This window comes from Rugamonas sp., assembly GCF_025354735.1.
In the GTDB taxonomy this organism is placed as follows: Bacteria; Pseudomonadota; Gammaproteobacteria; order Burkholderiales; family Burkholderiaceae_D; genus Rugamonas.
Window position 1 is genome coordinate 1 of sequence record NZ_JANXMI010000284.1, and the last position, 17,022, is coordinate 17,022.

The window sequence follows — 17,022 nt, forward strand, 5'->3', positions numbered from 1 at the left end:
CGCTTTTCCTGCTCGACGTCGACCACTTCAAGAACGTCAACGACAGCTACGGCCACGCCGCCGGCGATGCCGTGCTGAAGATGATCGCCGAGAACCTGCGCATCGTGCTGCGCGAGACCGACATGATCGTGCGCTGGGGCGGCGAGGAGTTCCTCGCCTTTTTGCCGGCGATCCCGCGCAACGGGCTGGAAGAAGTGGCGCGCCGGATTTTGACCGGGATCTCGTCGCAGACCATCGCCTACCAGGAGCACCGGATCACGGTCAACGTGTCGGTCGGCTTCGCGCCGTTCCCGCTGATACCGGGCGACGTGCCGCTGCCGTGGGAGCGCGCGGTCAACCTGGTCGACATGGCGCTCTACCTGGCCAAGGCGCACGGCCGCAACCGCGCCTACGGCGTGCGCGGCTTCGACAATTTCAGTCAGACCTCGATGGAAGCGATCGAGCAGGATCTGGAGCGGGCGTGGCGCGCCGGCTTCGTCGACCTGAGCGTGATCCTCGGCGGCGCGCCGGAGCCGGACGCGCCGTCGCCGAATGAACATAGCAACGTGGTGCCGCTGAAGGCCGCGGCGCTCAAGACCGGCAATTGAAACAGGGGAAGCGGCGCGCCGCTGCCGCATCGAAGCCGGTGGCAGCGAGCGGTGGATCAGCCGCGCCTACGCTACTTATCCTCGTGCGCTTTTTCCTGCATTTTCTGGCCCGCCTGCTCCAGCTTTTTGCCGGTGGCGTCGGTCGCCTTGTTGATCTCCTTGCCGGCATCGTCGGTGGCCTTGCGCACTTGCTCGCTGGTTTCCTTGGCCGCGTCCTGAATCTGCTGGTTGGCCTGCTCGGCGGCCCTGGTCAGGTCGCGGCCCGCCTTGTCGGTGACCTGGTCGAGCCGGCGCCCGGTCTGCTCGGCCGGACCGGCGCCGACAGTGTTGTCATCCTTTTTATGACAACCCGCCAGGGCGCCCATCGCCACCACCAGCGCCAACGTCGCGCCCAGATATTTTGCTGCCGCCATCATGTTCTCCCGAATAGTTATGCTGCGCACAGCATACACCGTCCATTGACAAGCTGACCACACGCCAGCGCCACCGCTCGCGCCCGCGCCGTCCGAGCCAGCCTCCGCGCGGCGCCCGCCGCCGCCAATGTTGACGTTGCGCCCGTCCCCGGCCAGAATTGAAGCGGCCACGACAAAAAACGGCGGCGCCGTGCTACCCTACCCCAGCCACTTTTCTGAAATGAGCGCCATGAAGCCGCTACGATTGATCGCCACCCTGCTTTGCTTCTGGTACGCGCTGGCCGGCGGCGCCGTGGCCGCCGTCACCGAAATCCGCACCGCGGCGCAAACCGATTCCGAGCCCAAGTTCGTGCGCACCGTCGTCAATGGCAGCACCTCGGTCAGCGGTATGTGCATCGACATCTTCCACGCCATCGAAAAAATCGACCCCGAACTCAAATTCGTCGGCGACCAGGAATGGGAACCGCCGGCGCGCATCGACGCCCATATCTTTTACGGTAAAAAGGACGTCGGCTGCGGCCTCGTGAAAAACAAATACCGCGATGGCCGTTTCGTCATACTGGAACCGGCGATGTTCACGTTCCGCTACGCGCTCGCGGTGCGCGCCGACGATGACGTGGCCATTTCCAGCTGGGACGACGTGATCCGCCTCGGGCACGACAACGTGGTGCTGGCCGTGCAGGGCATGGGACCGAGCAAGCAGCTCGAAGACATCGCCGGCCTGCGCCTGGACACCGGTTCCGGATCGATCCAGCAGAATTTCGAGAAGCTGCTGGCCCATCGCGGCCGCTTCGTTTATTTCCGGGCGCCGGGACTGGTCTACCTGCTGCACGAGTTCTGCGTGCAAGACAAAATCAAGATACTGCCCACCACCATGAACACCCTGCCCCTGTATATGCTGGTCGGTAAACACGTGGCGCCGCCAACGATAGAGCGCCTGCGCCTCGCCCTCGCGAAGCTGAAGGACAACGGTGAATTAGACCGCATCCAGAAAAGGTGGGAGAATTTCGGCGTGGACCACCCGCCGGCGTGCGCCAAACATTGAGCCGCCGCGCCGCCGATGGCCGTGCCGCCATCCCCCTCGCGCATCAACCGCGATAGATAGGATTCGATGCCACGTACACATGGACGCCGCCCACCATCACGTCCGCCGGCGCGATCTTCGACAGGTCGAAGCCGCCACGGTTGCTGTAGGTGTCGAAGTGCCACGTGAACGACTTGCCGTTGGCATTGAAGCGCACGGTTTCGCCGTCGGTCACGTTGACCGACCGGGTGGCGGCGGTCAGGTCGATCTGGCGCTCGGCGGCGGCATTGGTGGCGTTGCCGAAATCGGCGCTGCCGGCGGTGGGGCCGGCCGCCTGGGCGGCGCCGGCGAACAAGGCCGACGAGAAGCCGATGGTCAGCAGGATGGTGCGTGCGCGTTTGAAGTTCAACATGATGTGGTTTCCTTTATCGTTGTACCGCAGCGAGCTTGCTGCCGATGGAAACCAGTATATAAATCCGGCGCTGACGAGAACATGACCCATTCATTACAAAAAAATGACAGGCTGTCCCGCGCCGCTTACCGGCGCGGGCTCACTGACAGCGGTCGCCGATCCAGTCGGCGCCGCGCGCCAGGCAGCGCTGCATGTCGGCGTTGAGGCGCTCGGCTTTTTGCCACAGGGCCTGGCATTCGCGGTTGCCGGTTTCGACCATCGTGGCGCACTGCTGCGCCTTGGCCATCGCCGCCTTGTAATTGCCCTGTAAAAGTTCATGCTCGGCGTCGGCCAGCACGCGGCGCGCCATCTGCTCGTTTTGCGCCACCGCCGGCGATGCCGTCAACAGGCCGGAACGCGGCGCGGTTGCGGGTAGCGGCGCGGAGATGGACGCCGGCGCCGGCGGCGCGGCCGCGCCCAACAAGGTCGCTTCCAGCAAATGCGACAGCGAATCGCGCAACGCCAACGTGCGCTGCGCCAGCTCCGGGCGCTTCAGCTTATCGGCCGCGTTCAAATTGTTTTCGAGGCAGACGTGATTGCCGGCGGTGAGGCAGGCGTCGGCGCGGTCCAGCAACTGGCTCGCTTTCCTGGTCTCGATCTTGTCGCTCCACTCGCCCGTATCGGCGGCGGCGCCCCACTTCTTCTCGAACGCCGCCAGCGTGGCTTCGGCGCGGTCGACATGATCGTATTGCAGGTCGGTGTCGACCAGACCGCGCGCCTCGGTCCAGGCCTTGGCGCGCAGGCGCTTCTTCTCGCAGGCCGGGGCGCTGGCGGCGATCGCTTCCTGCAAGCGCTTGAGCTGCGGCTCGCCGGCCCTGGCCGATTTCAGCGCGGCCAGTTCGGCGCGCGCCTCCGTTATCTTGCATTCGCCGACCAGGGCGATGTCGGCATCGACGCGGGCCTCGACTTTCTGGCGCTGGCCGGGCGGCTTGGCGATGTACCAGATCGCGGCCAGTCCGACGGCGATCATCAGCCACGTGGTCTTGCGGATAGGATGGCGCAGCGGCGGCGCGTTGCGGCGGTCGGTCAGTTCCGGCCCCAGTTCGGGTATCTGCAACTGCTTGGCGCCGAAATCGACTTTCACTTTTTCGCGCGGCGGCTCGGGCATCGGCGGCGGCGATGGCGGCGGCGGAGCGACCGTTTCCACCGGCGGCGCTGGCGCAGCCCTGGCGGCGGTTTCCCGCGCCGGCTCCGGCGACTGCCGCCGCCCGCAGTAGGGACAGAACGCCACCTGCCGCGGCCAACTACGGCCGCAGGCTGGATTCACACAACGATAGATCACGTCAGCTGCCACGGCGCCGCTTCCTATTCCGGGTCGGGGATGTCGTCGTGCGGATCGGGGATGGCGGCATCGAACAACGCCGCCAGCTCCAGCACTTCTTCGGCGGCGCGCCACTGGTCGACATGCGGCACCCAGCGCATATTCCACACCTTGGTGCCGGTGACGATTTCGCCGCGCGCGATGCGCTGCGCCAGTTCGGCCAAACCAAACGGGCCATGCTGCGTCTTATTCAAGAACACCTTATAGCTGCTGGCCTGCTGGCCGGCGGAGGACGTCGACGTCGGCGCCGCCGGCGCGGCGAACACGCTGGCCGCCTGCGTTTCGCTGACCAGATATTCGGGCCGGATCACGCGCTTGTCGGCGCTGTTCTGCACTTCCCAGCTGTAGGCGTCGGCGGCCGAATCGGGCACCGCGACGCTCCATTGATTAATCAGTTCCAGCGCGCGTTCGATGCCGGCCTGCGACGCCTGCGGATTCAAGGCCAGCGCCCGTTGCAGCCAGGCGTCGTACAAGCGCCGCGCCGTGATGTTCGGCAGCGACGGCGACGGCAGCTCGGCGCCGGTTTCGTCCACCTCCAGCCTCGGTTGATACACCCGTAGCTGATAGTGGCGCATCAGCGCCGCCAGCAGCAGGAACTGCGTCGGCCCGACGCGGCCCAGCCTGTGCTGGACGGCGGCGATCACCTGGTCGCGATAAAACGGCGGCAGGCCGTTGGAGCGGATCGCGAACTCGTTCCCGATTTGCAGCCATTCGCCCGATCCCGGCTCGACCTCGAACAGGTATTGGCCGCGCGGCTGGAACGACGCTTCGCGGTCCGACAGGTCGGCCTTGCGGCGGATGACACCCAGCACGATGGCCTGCAAAAACCATTCGTAGTCGTCGGCCAGCCGATTCAGTTCATCCATCGACGGCGCGATGGGATGGCGGAAGCGGGTCGCGTCGAAATGCAAATGGGTCGGGATTTTCGGATTCTCGATCTGGTAGGAGGCGCGCCACGTCGGCAGGCCGCGCAGCACCGTCATCGGGAATCCCGACAGCTCGATGTAGCACACCGCCTTGCCGCCTATGCCGGTGTTGACGACGTTGACCAAATCGCCGTGGAAGAAACCGGTCGGCACGGCGGCCTTGATTTCGGCCTCCATCTTGCGCCATGCATTGGCGTCGCCGACGCCGATGAAGCATTTGAACTGGTCGGCGTTGGGCGTGAATTCGGCCGAGAAGCGCGCGTTCATCCACGGCATGGCGCTGCGTATCCATTCATTGAAGATGCGGGCGCGCTCCTGCGGCGACATGGCTGACAGACGTTCGAGCAGCGGATCGGACGGCGCCGCATTGGCCAGCTGCGCGCCGGCCTGTTCGCGACTGAGCTGGGTCTGCGCGCGGCGGAATAATTTGAGCAGCAGCGACGAACGCAGTGTGTCGTCGCCCAGTTGCGGGAACAGCCGCGCCGAGCCGCCGAATTCGAGCAGCACTTCTTCGCTCCAGGCGCTGATGTCGCCGGTCAGCTTGACGGCATCGGGCACGTTGTCGCTGGCCAGCTTCATATAGGTCGCGTGTTCGTGCTGGGCGTCGGCGCGCAGCTGGTCGATGCGCTGGTCGACCGCGCCCAGCATGGCGTCGACGCAGCGCCGCCCTTCCTGGAATTCGCCGGCGATGCCGCTCCACACCGGCTGTCCGTGTTCGTCGACGGCGGCGGCGTCGCCCAGCCAGGCCGACATCGCGCGCAGCACGGCGTCGGCCTGCGCGGCGGCGACGGCCAGCAGGTGGAAGCGCAGATAGTCGGCGATGTCGCGCTTCAAATGCGTCATCACTTCGCGGGCCTGGGCGTCGCGGCCGAACATCTTGCCGGCCGCCTGCGACAGATTGTTCAGCGACTCCTCGACCTGGCGCGTGCGCAGCGCGTCGCGCAGGCTGCGGTAGCGCTGGCCGTTGCGCTCCACGTGCATCAGATCGCGCTGGGCGATGCGGGACTTGATCTGTTCGAGCAGCGACAGCACGAATTCCAGGCCGCCCTGCTTGCGGTCGTCCAGCAGCGCGAACAGCTGGTCGCGCGCGCGGCCCTTCAGGCGCAGCAGCAGTTCGGCCGAGTGGCGCTTGATGCGGTCTTCGCTGGTTTCGGCGGTGGCGCCGGCTTCGCGGATGGCGTCGCGCTCCAGGTTGGGCAGCAGCTCGGCCACTTTTTCGCGCCACAGATTGAGTTCGTAGCCGGCCATGATACGGTCGATGTCGAGCTGCACCTTGCTCTCGATGCGTTCGAGCAGGGAGCGGCCGTCCTTGTCCAGCAACAGCATGTCGGTCAGCGCGTATTCGTGGAAGGGCGTGACGTCGACCGTGCCCTTTTTGAAGTCGGGGAAGGCGTCGAAGGGATGCTCGCTCATCGCCATCTGCTCGCGCATGAAGACGTCGCGTTCCTGGTCGCCGGCGCGGCGGGCCGGCGCGCCATCGCTGCCGACGATGCCGAAGAAGGCTTTCACCATCAGGCCCGCCAGCTCGTAGGCGCGGATATCGTCGCGCAGGCTTTGCTGGGTGTCGAGCACCGCCTGGCCGAAGGCCGAATAGACTTTGGAGTACGACAGGCGCATGTCGCCGAAGCGCTGCTCAGGCACGCGCGGATTGAACGGCCCCAGTTTGTGCTGCTGCTGGTTGACCGCCACCGAGCGCTTGCGGTTGGCGAAATCGGCCGAGGCGAAATCCTCGAACAGCGAATCGGCCACCATCTGGTACACGTCCTTGACGTCCTGCGTGGCCTTGTTGGACAGGTTGGCGGTGTCGACGAAATACACGTCGTCGAACGGCGCGCCTTTGCCGGTCAGGCTGTCCGGGTCGGCCCAGCGCACTTGCGCGTTCATGTCGCGCATCGCCGTTTCCAGTTCCATCATCGTGGCGTAGGCGTTCGCTTCGGTGCGTTCCTTGTTCGCCTTGACGTAACCGGCCGGCATGAACAGCACCAGGTCGACCTGGCTGTCGGCCACTTCCTGGCGCGCCACGGCCTTGGCGATCCAGCCCAGGTCCATCACGCTGCCGGCGCCGGTGCCGCCGGCGTTGGAGCCGATGACGACGATGCGGAATTTGGAGGTGTCCACCTGCAGGCCGAGGCGCTGGTAGTTTTCCTTGCGCTCGTTGCCGGCGTTGCTGCTCAAGAAATTGAGCGCGCCCTTGATGCGGCCGCGCAGCTTGGGATATTTGTCGAACAGGTAGAGCCGCGCGACGGCGCGGATCTGGCCCGCGCCTTTCGACGGGTCGATGCCGAGCGAGCGCAGTTTTTTCGGCCGCAGCGGCATCCATTTTTCGATCAGCGGAAAGCGCGCCAGGCTGTCGTCCGATTCGTGATACTGCTGGAGGTCGATGTGTTCGACCAGCCTTTCCTCGTCGCTCAGCTTGACCAGTTCATACCACGGGTCGGTGCGCTGCGATTTGCCTTCGTCGATGACGGCGCCGTTATCGAGATCGAAATGCAGGAAGCGCGCGACCGGGAACTGGCCGATGGCGTCGACCCGGGTCGGGCTGTGGCGGTTCCACACGGCCGACAAAATGCGGCGCCGGATGCGCATCATCACTTCCATGCCGGTGCCGCCGGCGCCGATGAACAGGGTGGGCCGCAAATCGACTTTGAGCTCGGCCTTTTTTTCCGTGCCGGTGTTGGGGAATTCTGCCATGGCGATCTCTCGAAAAGTGTAGCGCTAGCGTAGCGGCGATCAGCGCCGGCCGGTCAGCAGGGCGGCGATCAGGGCCAGCACGCCGAACACCAGCAGCGGCACCATCACCGCCACGCTGAGGAATTTGGCGCTGTTCATGATCGCGAGGACGGCCGCGCCGCTGAGGAAACCGAGTCCGACCAACAGCAGCCAGCCCGCCGTGCCGGCCGCCGACGGCGCCACGCGGCGCCGCACCAGGTGGTGGGTGTAGGCGTTGCGGGCGAAGAAAAAGATAATCAGCAGGACGACGAAGATGCCGCCGCCGAGCAGCTGGTCGCGCGCCGACGTGTCGGTGGCGGGCGCGCCTTCGACCGGCGCCACTTCGATGCCGGCCGCCGAACCGGCATCGGCCGGCACGGAACTGGCGCCGGCCGGCGCGCTGGCCTGGGCCGCCGCCGCGTTGGCGGCCCTCATGGTGTTGGCGTCTGCGTTGGCATCCGCCTTGGCGTCCGCCGATGGCGCCGGCACTTTGAAACCGGGGTCGCCGCCGTTTTTCGCCGAGCGGGGGTCGTCCTGATTGTTTTTCATCTTATTTTCCTGGTCGTTCATCGGCCCAGACGCACTTGCGCGCCGTCGCGCAAATCCGTCAGCGTGCTGCCGAACAGCGTGGTTTTTAATTCGGCCACTTTGAGTCCGGCCTTATCGTACAAGGGCTGCCGGGTTCCGGGCCGCACGTGCATGGTACGCAGTTCGTCCTCCACCGTCACCAGCATCGTGCGCGGCCGGGTCAACGCCAGCCACGCGGCCAGCGCCGCCGCGGCCAGGGCCAGCACGGCGCCGGCCAGCGCCAGCAGGGGCGCCAGGCCGAAGCTGACCCGCACTTCGATCGGCAGCACCGCGCGCGAACCCTGCACCTGCGCCGGCGGCGTGAAAATATCGGGCAGCGGATCGCCGGGAAACAGCGCCGCCATGCGCGCGCGGAAGGCTTGCGACAGTTCCAGCTTTTGTTCGCTCAGGCGCACTTCTATGGTCCCCGGCAGCACGTAGGCGGAACCGGCCGACTTGAACGCCGCCGCCGACCAGCGGCCCGGCAGTTGCGCCACCGGCAACTGCATTTCCGACGCCAGCGGCTGGCCCTTGCCGGGCAGCGGCGCCAGTCCGGCCACGCTGGTGGCGCCGAGCTTGATCGGGCGGTCTTCGCCGGCCAGCATCGAGTGCGCCGACAGCTGGGCGCTGGCAATGGTGTAGGGGTAGATGCTGTTTTCCAGCGTCCACTGGATTTTCGCGGTGGGCGTGACGGCGCCGGCCTGCACGTCGGCGCGCAGCGTGCCCGATGGCGTCATCGAAAACGCGACGCCGGGCGCGTTGGCCACGCGCACCGGCGCCAGGCGCACGGTATCGCGGTCCAGCGGTTTCAAACGCGCCGGCGGTTCGGTAATCACCTGCTGCAAACGGCCCGAGCGCAGCAGCGCATCGAGCTCGCGCGCGCCCTCGGCGTGGATGGCGAACACATAGACCATCAAGCCGCTGGCGCTGTAACGGCTGCCGCGCACCGGCATCTGCAAGGGGAAGGCCAGCGCCGTCGTGATGTCGGCGCCGCTGTGGATCAGCTGATAAAACTCGCCGTTGCGCCGCGCGGTGGCCTGGTCGTTGTTCGGGCTGTTTTTATTATTCGTGAACAGCCATACCAGGCCGGCGCGGTGGTCGAGCGCCGTGGCGATGGCCGCGCCGACGGCTTCCCCGAGGTCGGTGTCGGCCAGCGCGGCGCTGCCCGGTTTGTGCGCGACCGTCAACGGCGCCAGCGCGGCGTCGACCTGCCGCCGCGTGGCCGCTCCATCGACCGTGGTGGCCAGCAGCGCTTTCGGCGACGGCGCGTTCGGCAGGCTTTGATTGAAGGAGGCCAGCACCAGCGCGTCGCCCGGCCGCGCGGCGGCCGTCACCACCGCCGCCACCAGCGCCTTGTACTGCGACGACGGGTCGCTGTAGAACGGCTCCATCCAGCCGGAATTCTGGACCAGGAAAACGTGCGAGATTGGATGCGCCGGCGGCACGGCGACGGCCGGCGCCGCCGTCAGCGCCGCGACCAGCGCCAGGCACGCCGCAGCGGCCAGCGCGGCGCGGATCACGTCGGCGCTTTCACATGCCAGCCGCGGATCTCGTTCCACTTCGGATGGTGCAGCCACAGGCAGTGGTCGTAGACAAAGGGCACGCAGCCGGCCGGATCGCTCAGGCGCGCCACTTCGTCGAGGATCACATTGCGCTGGCCTATCCATTCGATGACGGTGCGTGGCAGGATGGCGCCGTCGAGCGCCGCTTCGGCCTTGCCGGTGTAGGGTTCGATGCGCAGCACCAGGCCGGTCGGCTGGCTGCGCGTGCTGCTGACGTTTTCCAGCAGCGGCAGCACCAGCGCGTCGGCCTTGGTCTGGTCTTCGACGTCTTCGCTGTCCCACGGTTCGTTCTTGACCTGGTGGCCGCGCCGGAACAGCAGCGTGCCGAAGCCGAGCCGCGCGCCGTCGATGCGCTGCACCTGGCCGTCGGCGCGGCCCAGCTCCACGAAGCTATAACCGTGGCCGTCATGGCCGATCAGCCACAATAAACCGTGGCGGCTTTTGACCGGGCCGCCGAATTTCAGGCGCGGCGTCCAGCCGTCCGGCCACGCCAGCCATTGCGGCGCGCTGCCGGGACGCCACAGCAACTGGCCCTGCGCGTGCAGCCACACCAGGCGGCCGTCGTAGCTGTAGGGACGCGACCAGCCCGATACGGGCACCGGCGGCACCGGCGAGCCAGTCGACGCGGCCGATGCGCCCTCGCAGCGCAACGCTTCCGGATCGGCGCCGTCGGCCAGCGCGGTCCACAGGCGCGCGCCATCGTCGGCGGCGTACAGGCAGGCGATGTGACGGCCGACCGCGCCGGGCGCGCCGACCACGGCCGCATGCAGCACGGCGCGCGTGTGGAAGGTGAGGTTGACGGGATCGATGGTCAGGCGCAGCAAGCCCTGCGCCGACGGCAGCAGCGCCACCTCGCCGCGCGGCGCGCCGGGGGCGGCCGGCAGCCAGGCGTAATCGGAGGCGGTGAACGACAAGTCGGCGGCGCCGTCCTCAGGCGCCATCACATGCCAGGCGGCGGCCAGCGGGTCCCAGTATTGCAGCACGTTGCGGGTGTAGGCCAGCGCCAGCAACCGTTGCGAGGCATAGCCGAAATCGGCGGCGGCGAACACGCACAGGGCGTTGGGCGGCGTCGGCATCTTGCGCTCGGCGGCGCCCACGGCCGGTTCCGGCGCCCGCGTTTCGAGGCTGGCCGCCAGCGGCAGCGCCGTCACCGGCAGGCCGTGCGGCACATGGCGCGGCAGCGGATATTCGTTGACGGGCAGCGGCGCGCTGCTGGCGCCCCACCACGCCGGCGCGCGCGCGTGGCGGGCCGGCTGGGCGTAGCGCGTCAGCGCCTTGCCGCACTGCGGGCAATAGGCGAAACCCTGCGGGAAGATGGGCGCGTGGGCGCAGCCGGCCGGCACCGAGGCGCCCAGCAGCTGGGCCACGTCGGGCAGGCGGCTGCGGGCCTGCGCGGCCCAGTCGATGCGCGCGCCGCCGCCGGCGCCGGCGGCCAGTTCAAAGGTGCCGCTGTCGGGCCGTTCGAGCCAGACGCCGTCCGCCGTTTCCCATCTATATGCCATCGTTAGTCTGTCCAGAGCTGTCCTTGCCGTGGTCGGGTCGTCTGCATGCATCGCACCGGAACTCCGCCTCGGCGAGTCCCGCATGAGCGACCATCATAACGCATGTGGCGCGGGCGCCAAAACAAAAACGCCCCGGTGTGCGGGGCGTCAGCGCGGTCGTGCCAGCGGTTTCAGACGATTTTTTTCGGCGGCGGCGGCGGCGCCCACGGCACCACGTCGCTGGCCGGCGCGGTCTCCAGCGCCTCCGACACCGTCAGCCAGCGCACCAGCGTCTCCATGCGCCGGATCGTGATGCCCTTGCCGTTGATGTAGCCGACCTGCTCGAAGCTGTCGGACTTGCTGACCATCTTGGACACCGTCGGCAGATTGTCGACCAGGCGGTCGTAGGCCTTGCGCGCCTTCTGCTCCCACTTGAGCAGCGTCGGCTCGCCGAAACGGTTGCTCTCGTAGTAGATCGTCAGCGTGCGGTCGTGGTTGCCGAAGCCGACCACCGCCGCGCCGCTGCGCACGGCCTCCAGCACGTCGGCCTTGGCGCCGGCGGCCGGCACGAACAGGGCCGCGCGGCCGCCCGCGTCCGGCCGCTCGAGCGGCAAATCCAATCCTTTCGTTGCACTCATCGAAATCCCATTCGGTTGGTGTGGCGGTACGGTGCCAGCGCAGGTGCCGCGCTGGCCGGCGGCGCGGCGGCCGCCCGGCGCGGTTCCCGCCGGGCGTTGAGTTGCCTAAAGGCTATATTGTCAAATTCTACCCCCAGGGCCGCCGCGGGACAAGCACTATGACGCGGCGTGGAAACGGCCGCCGAGCCGTATAATGCTGGCCATCCCCACGCCCGCCCATCCGATCACCATGATGTCCCTCTCCGCCCCCGCCTCCCCCATCGATGCCACCGCCACCTCCGTGGACGCGCCGGTGTTGACGCCATCCGCGCTGGACGCCGCCGCGCGCCACGTGGGCGACCTGCTGGCGATGGCGATCGGCCACACGCCGGCGCACGGCGCGCTGATCGTCTACGACACGCGCTGCGCCCTGAACCTGGCGCTGACGGCGGCCTACCGGCGCGCCGTGCCTGGCGCCACCTTCGTCGACTTCGACGCCGTCACGCCGGAGCAGGTGCTGGCCGCGTTCGCGTCGATGGCGGCCGACGACCTGGTGGTGCTGATCCAGTCGACCAGCTTCCGGCTCGAAGCGTTCCGCATCCGCATCGAATTGTTCAAGCGCGGCCTGAAGGTGATCGAGCATGTGCACTTGTCGCGCATGCCGGGCGAACAGGGGCTGCACTATATTGCATCGCTGGCCTACGACCCGGCCTATTATCGCGGCGTCGGCCACGCGCTCAAGGCCCGCATCGACGGCGCGCGCTCGGGCGTGGTCGACAGCGGCGGCGAGCGGCTGGTGTTCGCCTCGCCGTTCGAATTGGCCAAGCTCAATATCGGCGACTACAGCGGCATGAACAATATCGGCGGCCAGTTCCCGCTGGGCGAAGTGTTCACCGAGGCGCGCGACCTGGAGGCGGTCAACGGGCGGGTACGCATCTTCGTGTTCGGCGACACCGCCTTCATGGTGAACCGGCCGGCCACGCCGATCACGCTGATCGTCGAGCGCGGGCGCGTGGTCGGCGCCGACGACGCGACGCCGGAGTTCGACAATATGCTGGCCATCATCCGCGCGCACGAGGGCGAAGTGTGGCTGCGCGAACTGGGCTTCGGCATGAACCGCGCGTTCTCGCGCGAACGCCTGGTCGACGATATCGGCACCTATGAGCGCATGTGCGGGATTCATTTGTCGCTGGGGGCCAAGCACGGCGTGTACCAGAAGCCGCAGTTCAAGCGCAAGGACGCGCGCTATCACGTCGACGTGTTCGCGGTGACGGAGGCGGTGTATCTCGATGACGAGCAGGTCTACCGCGACGGCGCCTGGGTGGTCTAAGGCGCCGATTTACGCGCACCGTCACGGCGCCATTTTCAGCAATCCGGCGGCCAGCAGCTCGGCGTCCCACGGCGGCACCGGCTGATATTCATCGACCAGGAAGTCGATCAGCGCGCGCACCTTGGGCGACGGCCGGCGGCTGGCCGGGTACAGCGCGCTCAGATGATTGAGCGGCAGTTCCCAGTCCTCCAGCACCGCCACCAGCGATCCGTCGAGCAGCGCGCGCGAGGCCAGGAAGGTGGTGTTGTAGACGATGCCCAGCCCCCGCAGCGCGGCCTGTTGCAGCACCAGCCCATTGTTGGCCGAGAACGCGGCCTGCACCCGCACCGTCTCCTGTTCTGCACCGCGCGTGAAATGCCACGCCATGCCGTCGGTCAAATGGCTGAAGTGCAGGCAGCGGTGCTGGCGCAGCTCCTGCGGCGTCTTCGGCTGTCCATGCCGCGCCAGATAGGCCGGGCTGGCGCACAGCACCGCGCGGCACGGCGCCAGCGTGCGCATGGCCAGCGCGCGGCTGTCCGGGATGCCGCCGACCCGTATCGTCAAATCGAAACCGTGCTCGATGGGGTCGAGCAGCGCGTCGTCCACGTACAGCGTCGGCGTCAGCTGCGGGTGCGGCAGGCTGAATCGGGCCAGCGCGTCGGCCAGCCACGCGCTGCCGAAGCTCGACGGCGCCTGGATGCGCAGCGCGCCGGCCAGGCCGGCGCCGGCGTGGGTGACGGCGCGCGCCGCTTCCTGCGCCTGCGCCACCGTCGCCATGCACGGCGCCAGATAGGCCTGGCCGATGTCGGTCAAACTCACTTCGCGCGTCGAGCGGTGCAGCAGGCGCGCCTGCAGCCGGTCCTCCAGCTGCATCACGTGCTTGCTGACCATGGCGCGCGTGATGCCCAGCTTGCGCCCGGCCGCGCTGAAGCTGCGCAGCCGGGCCACTTCGACGAATATCTCCATTGCGCGTAATTGGTCCATGCGCCAATTGTCGCCACTTTGGCGACAATGTGTCAACCGTTTGCCCGTTGATGCATCACAATCGGCGGCATACAATGCCTGATCCCCTGCCCGGCGCCGCCGCGGCCCCCACCCAAGCGGAGCACAGCCATGCTGACCAAGGAACAACAAGACCAATACCAGCGCGATGGTTACATCGTGCTGCCGAATTTCAAAACCCTGGAAGAAATCGCCGTGCTGCGCGCGCGGGCGGCGCAGATTGTCGACCAATTCGATCCCAATGCGGCGTCGGGCATCTTCACCACCAAAGAACAGGAACAGCGCAGCGACGATTACTTCCTCGGTTCCGACAATACGATACGCTGCTTCTTCGAGGAGGAAGCCTTCGGCGCCGACGGCCTGCTCAAGCAGGACAAGGCGCTGTCGATCAACAAGATCGGCCACGCGATGCACGATCTCGACCCGGTGTTCCGCGCCTTCACGGCCGATCCGAAGCTGGTGGCCGTGGCGCGCGACCTGGGCCTGGAACAGGTGCAAGTGTGGCAGTCGATGTATATCTTCAAGCAGCCCGGCATCGGCGGCGAAGTGCGCTGGCATCAGGATGCGACGTATTTCGACACCACGCCGGTCAGCGTGACGACGTTCTGGTTCGCGCTCGAAGATGCGACGCTGGACAACGGCTGCATGTGGGCCGAACCGGGCGGCCATCGCGGCCCGATGCGCGAGCGCTTCATCCGCAACGGCGATGAAATCGGCATGGAGAAGCTAGCCGCGATGCCGTGGCCGGACGACAGCACGGCCGTGCCGCTGGTGTGCAAGGCCGGCAGCCTGGTGTGCTTCCACGGCCTGCTGCCGCACTACAGCGCGCCGAACCGCTCGCCGGTGTCGCGCCACGCGTACACGCTGCACGCGACCGACGGCCGCACCGAATACTCGCCGCAGAACTGGATACAGCGCGACGCCGCGTTTCCGGTGCGCGGTTTCCTGTAAGGCGGCTCATGGAGATTTTGATTTTCGCGCCGCACTGGGGCAGCAATCACCTGACGCCGCAGGACTTCATCGACCGCGTGAAGGCGGCCGGCTTCGACGGCGTCGAGATGTCGCTGCCGCTGGCGGCGGCCGAGCGCGAAGACTGGAGCGCGCGCATCGGCGCCGCCGGCCTGCACCTGATCGCGCAGCAGTGGGAGACCGTGTTCCACGCCGAATTCGCGGCGCATAAAACGGCGCTGGCGCAGCTGCTGCACAACGCCTGCGCGGCGCGGCCGCTGCACGTCAATTCACACACCGGCAAGGATTACTACACGCGCCAGCAGAACCTGGAGCTGATCGCGCTGGCCGATGCGATCGCGCGCGAGCACGGCGTGGCCATCGTGCACGAGATACACCGCAGCCGTTTCAGCGGCCATCCAATGCTGTTGCTGCCGTATCTGGAGCAGCTGCCACATTTGCAGCTGACGGCCGACCTGTCGCACTGGTGCTGCGCCTGCGAATCGCTGCTGGAAGACCAGCCGCGGACGCTGGCGGCGACGCTGCCGCATGTGCGCCATATCCACGCGCGCGTCGGCCATGCGCAGGGACCGCAGGTGGCGGACTTCCGCGCGCCGGAAGCGGCGGCGGCGCTGGCGGCGCATCTGGACTGGTGGGACCGCATCGTGGCGCTGCGCCGCGCCGACGGGGCCTCGCGGCTGACGATGACGCCCGAATTCGGACCGGTGCCGTACACCCAGTCCTTGCCTTACTCGCAGCAGGAAGTGTCGAACGCGTGGGAGTTGAATGTGGCGATGCTGGCGCTGTTGCGGGCGCGGTACGCGTTGGCGTGACTCCCGGGCCTAAACCAAACCCGGGGTCTGACCCCGATTCGCTGCCGCCGCCGATGCGCTGCCGCCGATTCGCGTCTACTGCGGCGCGTCGCTGTAGCGCGCGGCGATGTCCATGAACTGTTCTTCCACCGTCAGCAGCGCGTCGACCACGTCGGGGTCGAAGTGCTCGCCGCTGCCTTGCCGTATCAATTCCAGCGCCGTTTCGTGTGTGAACGCCGGCTTGTAGACCCGCTTCGAAATCAGCGCATCATAGACGTCGGCCACCGCCATCAGCCGCGCCGACGTGGGAATCGCGTCGCCCACCAACCCTTGCGGATAGCCCGAGCCGTCGTATTTTTCCTGGTGCGAGTGGGCGATCTCGCGCGCGTAGCGCAGGAAGTCGTTGCTGTGGCCGAGGTGCCGTTCGACGCCGGCGATGGCGTCGCGGCCGTACACGGTGTGCAGCTTCATCACCTCGAATTCCTCGTCGCTCAACTTGCCGGGCTTGAGCAGGATGGCGTCCGGGATGCCGACCTTGCCGATGTCGTGCAGCGGCGCGGCCTGGCACAGCAGCGAGATCTGTTGGTCCGCCAGTTCGCCGGCGAAGCGGCGGTGCGGCTGCAACTGGCGCGCCAAGGCGCCCATGTACAGCTGGATGCGGCGGATATGGTTGGCGGTCTTGTTGTCGCGCGTTTCGGCCAGCGAGGCCAGGGCCCAGATCACGGCGTCGAGCATCTGCGTCAGCTCGTAGGTGCGCTCGGCCACCAGGTGCTCGACCAGCAGGTGCTGGTGGCGCAGCAGTTCGCCGGACTGCTTGAGCAGGATGTGGGTGCGGACCCGCGCCAGCAGCGTTTCGGCGATGACCGGCTTGGCCAGCACGTCGGCCGCGCCGCACATGAAGCCGTGCTGCTCGTGGCGCGGCAGGTCGCCCTCGGCCAGGAAGATGATGGGGATGCCGGCCGTGTCGGGATCGGCCTTGAGCTGCTGGCAGACGTGGTAGCCGTCGATTTCCGGCAGCGCCACGTCGAGCAGCACCAGGTCGGGCCGGGGCAGTTGCTGCGCCAGCCGCAGCGCGGCGCGGGCGTTGTTGGCCAGCTTGATTTCATACTGGTCCTGCAACAGGCTATTCATCGATACCAAGTGATCGGGCGACTGATCGACGATCAGGACGATGGCCTTCGGTTTGACGTTCATGCCTGCTGCTCCCCGCGGTGCGCGTGTGTTGACGGCTACTATGATAACTGTTCCGGCTCGGCAACGTCTAAATAACGGCGGCCGCCGCCGCCCGGCACG

Annotated in this window: 15 protein-coding genes; 5 read left to right on the plus strand and 10 right to left on the minus strand. The window is 67.3% G+C overall.

Features of this window, described 5'->3' with window-relative positions:
* The coding region (locus Q0S71_RS22855) for a GGDEF domain-containing protein (protein ID WP_296000918.1) at window positions 1-587 on the plus strand (587 nt) is incomplete at its 5' end.
* 71 nt (window positions 588-658) lie between these two features.
* Here the strand turns inward: Q0S71_RS22855 and Q0S71_RS22860 are convergent.
* On the minus strand, window positions 659-1,000 hold the full coding sequence (locus Q0S71_RS22860; protein ID WP_296000920.1) for an apolipophorin: 342 nt from the start codon (window positions 998-1,000) through the stop codon (window positions 659-661).
* A gap of 229 nt (window positions 1,001-1,229) precedes the next feature.
* Here Q0S71_RS22860 and Q0S71_RS22865 point away from each other — a divergent pair, with 229 nt between their 5' ends.
* Entirely contained in the window at window positions 1,230-2,045 is an 816-nt protein-coding gene (locus tag Q0S71_RS22865) for an ABC transporter substrate-binding protein (RefSeq protein WP_296000922.1), read from the plus strand.
* Window positions 2,046-2,088: 43 nt separating this feature from the next.
* Here the strand turns inward: Q0S71_RS22865 and Q0S71_RS22870 are convergent, their stop codons facing one another.
* From Q0S71_RS22870 to Q0S71_RS22900, 7 genes are all read right to left on the minus strand, one after another.
* Window positions 2,089-2,436, minus strand: a complete 348-nt coding sequence (locus Q0S71_RS22870) for a CzcE family metal-binding protein (RefSeq protein ID WP_296000924.1) — start codon at window positions 2,434-2,436, stop codon at window positions 2,089-2,091.
* A gap of 139 nt (window positions 2,437-2,575) precedes the next feature.
* The gene (locus Q0S71_RS22875; protein WP_296000926.1) at window positions 2,576-3,622 is read right to left on the minus strand and encodes a hypothetical protein; all 1,047 of its coding nucleotides are present in this window, start codon (window positions 3,620-3,622) and stop codon (window positions 2,576-2,578) included.
* Window positions 3,623-3,780: 158 nt separating this feature from the next.
* Entirely contained in the window at window positions 3,781-7,413 is a 3,633-nt protein-coding gene (locus tag Q0S71_RS22880; protein ID WP_296000927.1) for a tubulin-like doman-containing protein, read from the minus strand.
* A gap of 39 nt (window positions 7,414-7,452) precedes the next feature.
* Window positions 7,453-7,980 (minus strand): hypothetical protein, encoded by a 528-nt coding sequence (locus tag Q0S71_RS22885; RefSeq protein WP_296000929.1) that lies wholly within the window; start codon window positions 7,978-7,980, stop codon window positions 7,453-7,455.
* A gap of 17 nt (window positions 7,981-7,997) precedes the next feature.
* Window positions 7,998-9,557: a hypothetical protein gene (locus tag Q0S71_RS22890; protein ID WP_296000931.1), complete on the minus strand. Its 1,560-nt coding sequence runs from the start codon at window positions 9,555-9,557 to the stop codon at window positions 7,998-8,000.
* Window positions 9,515-11,062 carry a hypothetical protein gene (locus Q0S71_RS22895; protein WP_296000932.1) on the minus strand — a complete coding sequence of 516 codons (1,548 nt, stop codon included), beginning with the start codon at window positions 11,060-11,062 and terminating at the stop codon, window positions 9,515-9,517. Before Q0S71_RS22895 ends, Q0S71_RS22890 begins: the two co-directional genes overlap by 43 nt.
* A 170-nt stretch (window positions 11,063-11,232) precedes the next feature.
* A complete protein-coding gene (locus Q0S71_RS22900) occupies window positions 11,233-11,679 on the minus strand; it encodes a hypothetical protein (RefSeq protein ID WP_296000934.1) in 447 nt (148 codons plus the stop codon).
* A 232-nt stretch (window positions 11,680-11,911) separates the two neighbouring features.
* Here Q0S71_RS22900 and Q0S71_RS22905 point away from each other — a divergent pair, with 232 nt between their 5' ends.
* Window positions 11,912-12,988, plus strand: a complete 1,077-nt coding sequence (locus tag Q0S71_RS22905) for a hypothetical protein (RefSeq protein ID WP_296000982.1) — start codon at window positions 11,912-11,914, stop codon at window positions 12,986-12,988.
* 21 nt (window positions 12,989-13,009) lie between these two features.
* Here Q0S71_RS22905 and Q0S71_RS22910 read toward each other — a convergent pair whose 3' ends face one another.
* Window positions 13,010-13,951: a LysR family transcriptional regulator gene (locus Q0S71_RS22910; RefSeq protein WP_296000938.1), complete on the minus strand. Its 942-nt coding sequence runs from the start codon at window positions 13,949-13,951 to the stop codon at window positions 13,010-13,012.
* A 129-nt stretch (window positions 13,952-14,080) separates the two neighbouring features.
* Here Q0S71_RS22910 and Q0S71_RS22915 point away from each other — a divergent pair, with 129 nt between their 5' ends.
* Window positions 14,081-14,920 carry a phytanoyl-CoA dioxygenase family protein gene (locus tag Q0S71_RS22915; protein WP_296000939.1) on the plus strand — a complete coding sequence of 280 codons (840 nt, stop codon included), beginning with the start codon at window positions 14,081-14,083 and terminating at the stop codon, window positions 14,918-14,920.
* Between the two features lie 8 nt (window positions 14,921-14,928).
* A complete protein-coding gene (locus tag Q0S71_RS22920) occupies window positions 14,929-15,750 on the plus strand; it encodes a TIM barrel protein (RefSeq protein WP_296000940.1) in 822 nt (273 codons plus the stop codon).
* A gap of 75 nt (window positions 15,751-15,825) precedes the next feature.
* Here the strand turns inward: Q0S71_RS22920 and Q0S71_RS22925 are convergent, their stop codons facing one another.
* Window positions 15,826-16,923: an HD domain-containing phosphohydrolase gene (locus Q0S71_RS22925; protein ID WP_296000941.1), complete on the minus strand. Its 1,098-nt coding sequence runs from the start codon at window positions 16,921-16,923 to the stop codon at window positions 15,826-15,828.
* Window positions 16,924-17,022: the final 99 nt, after the last annotated feature.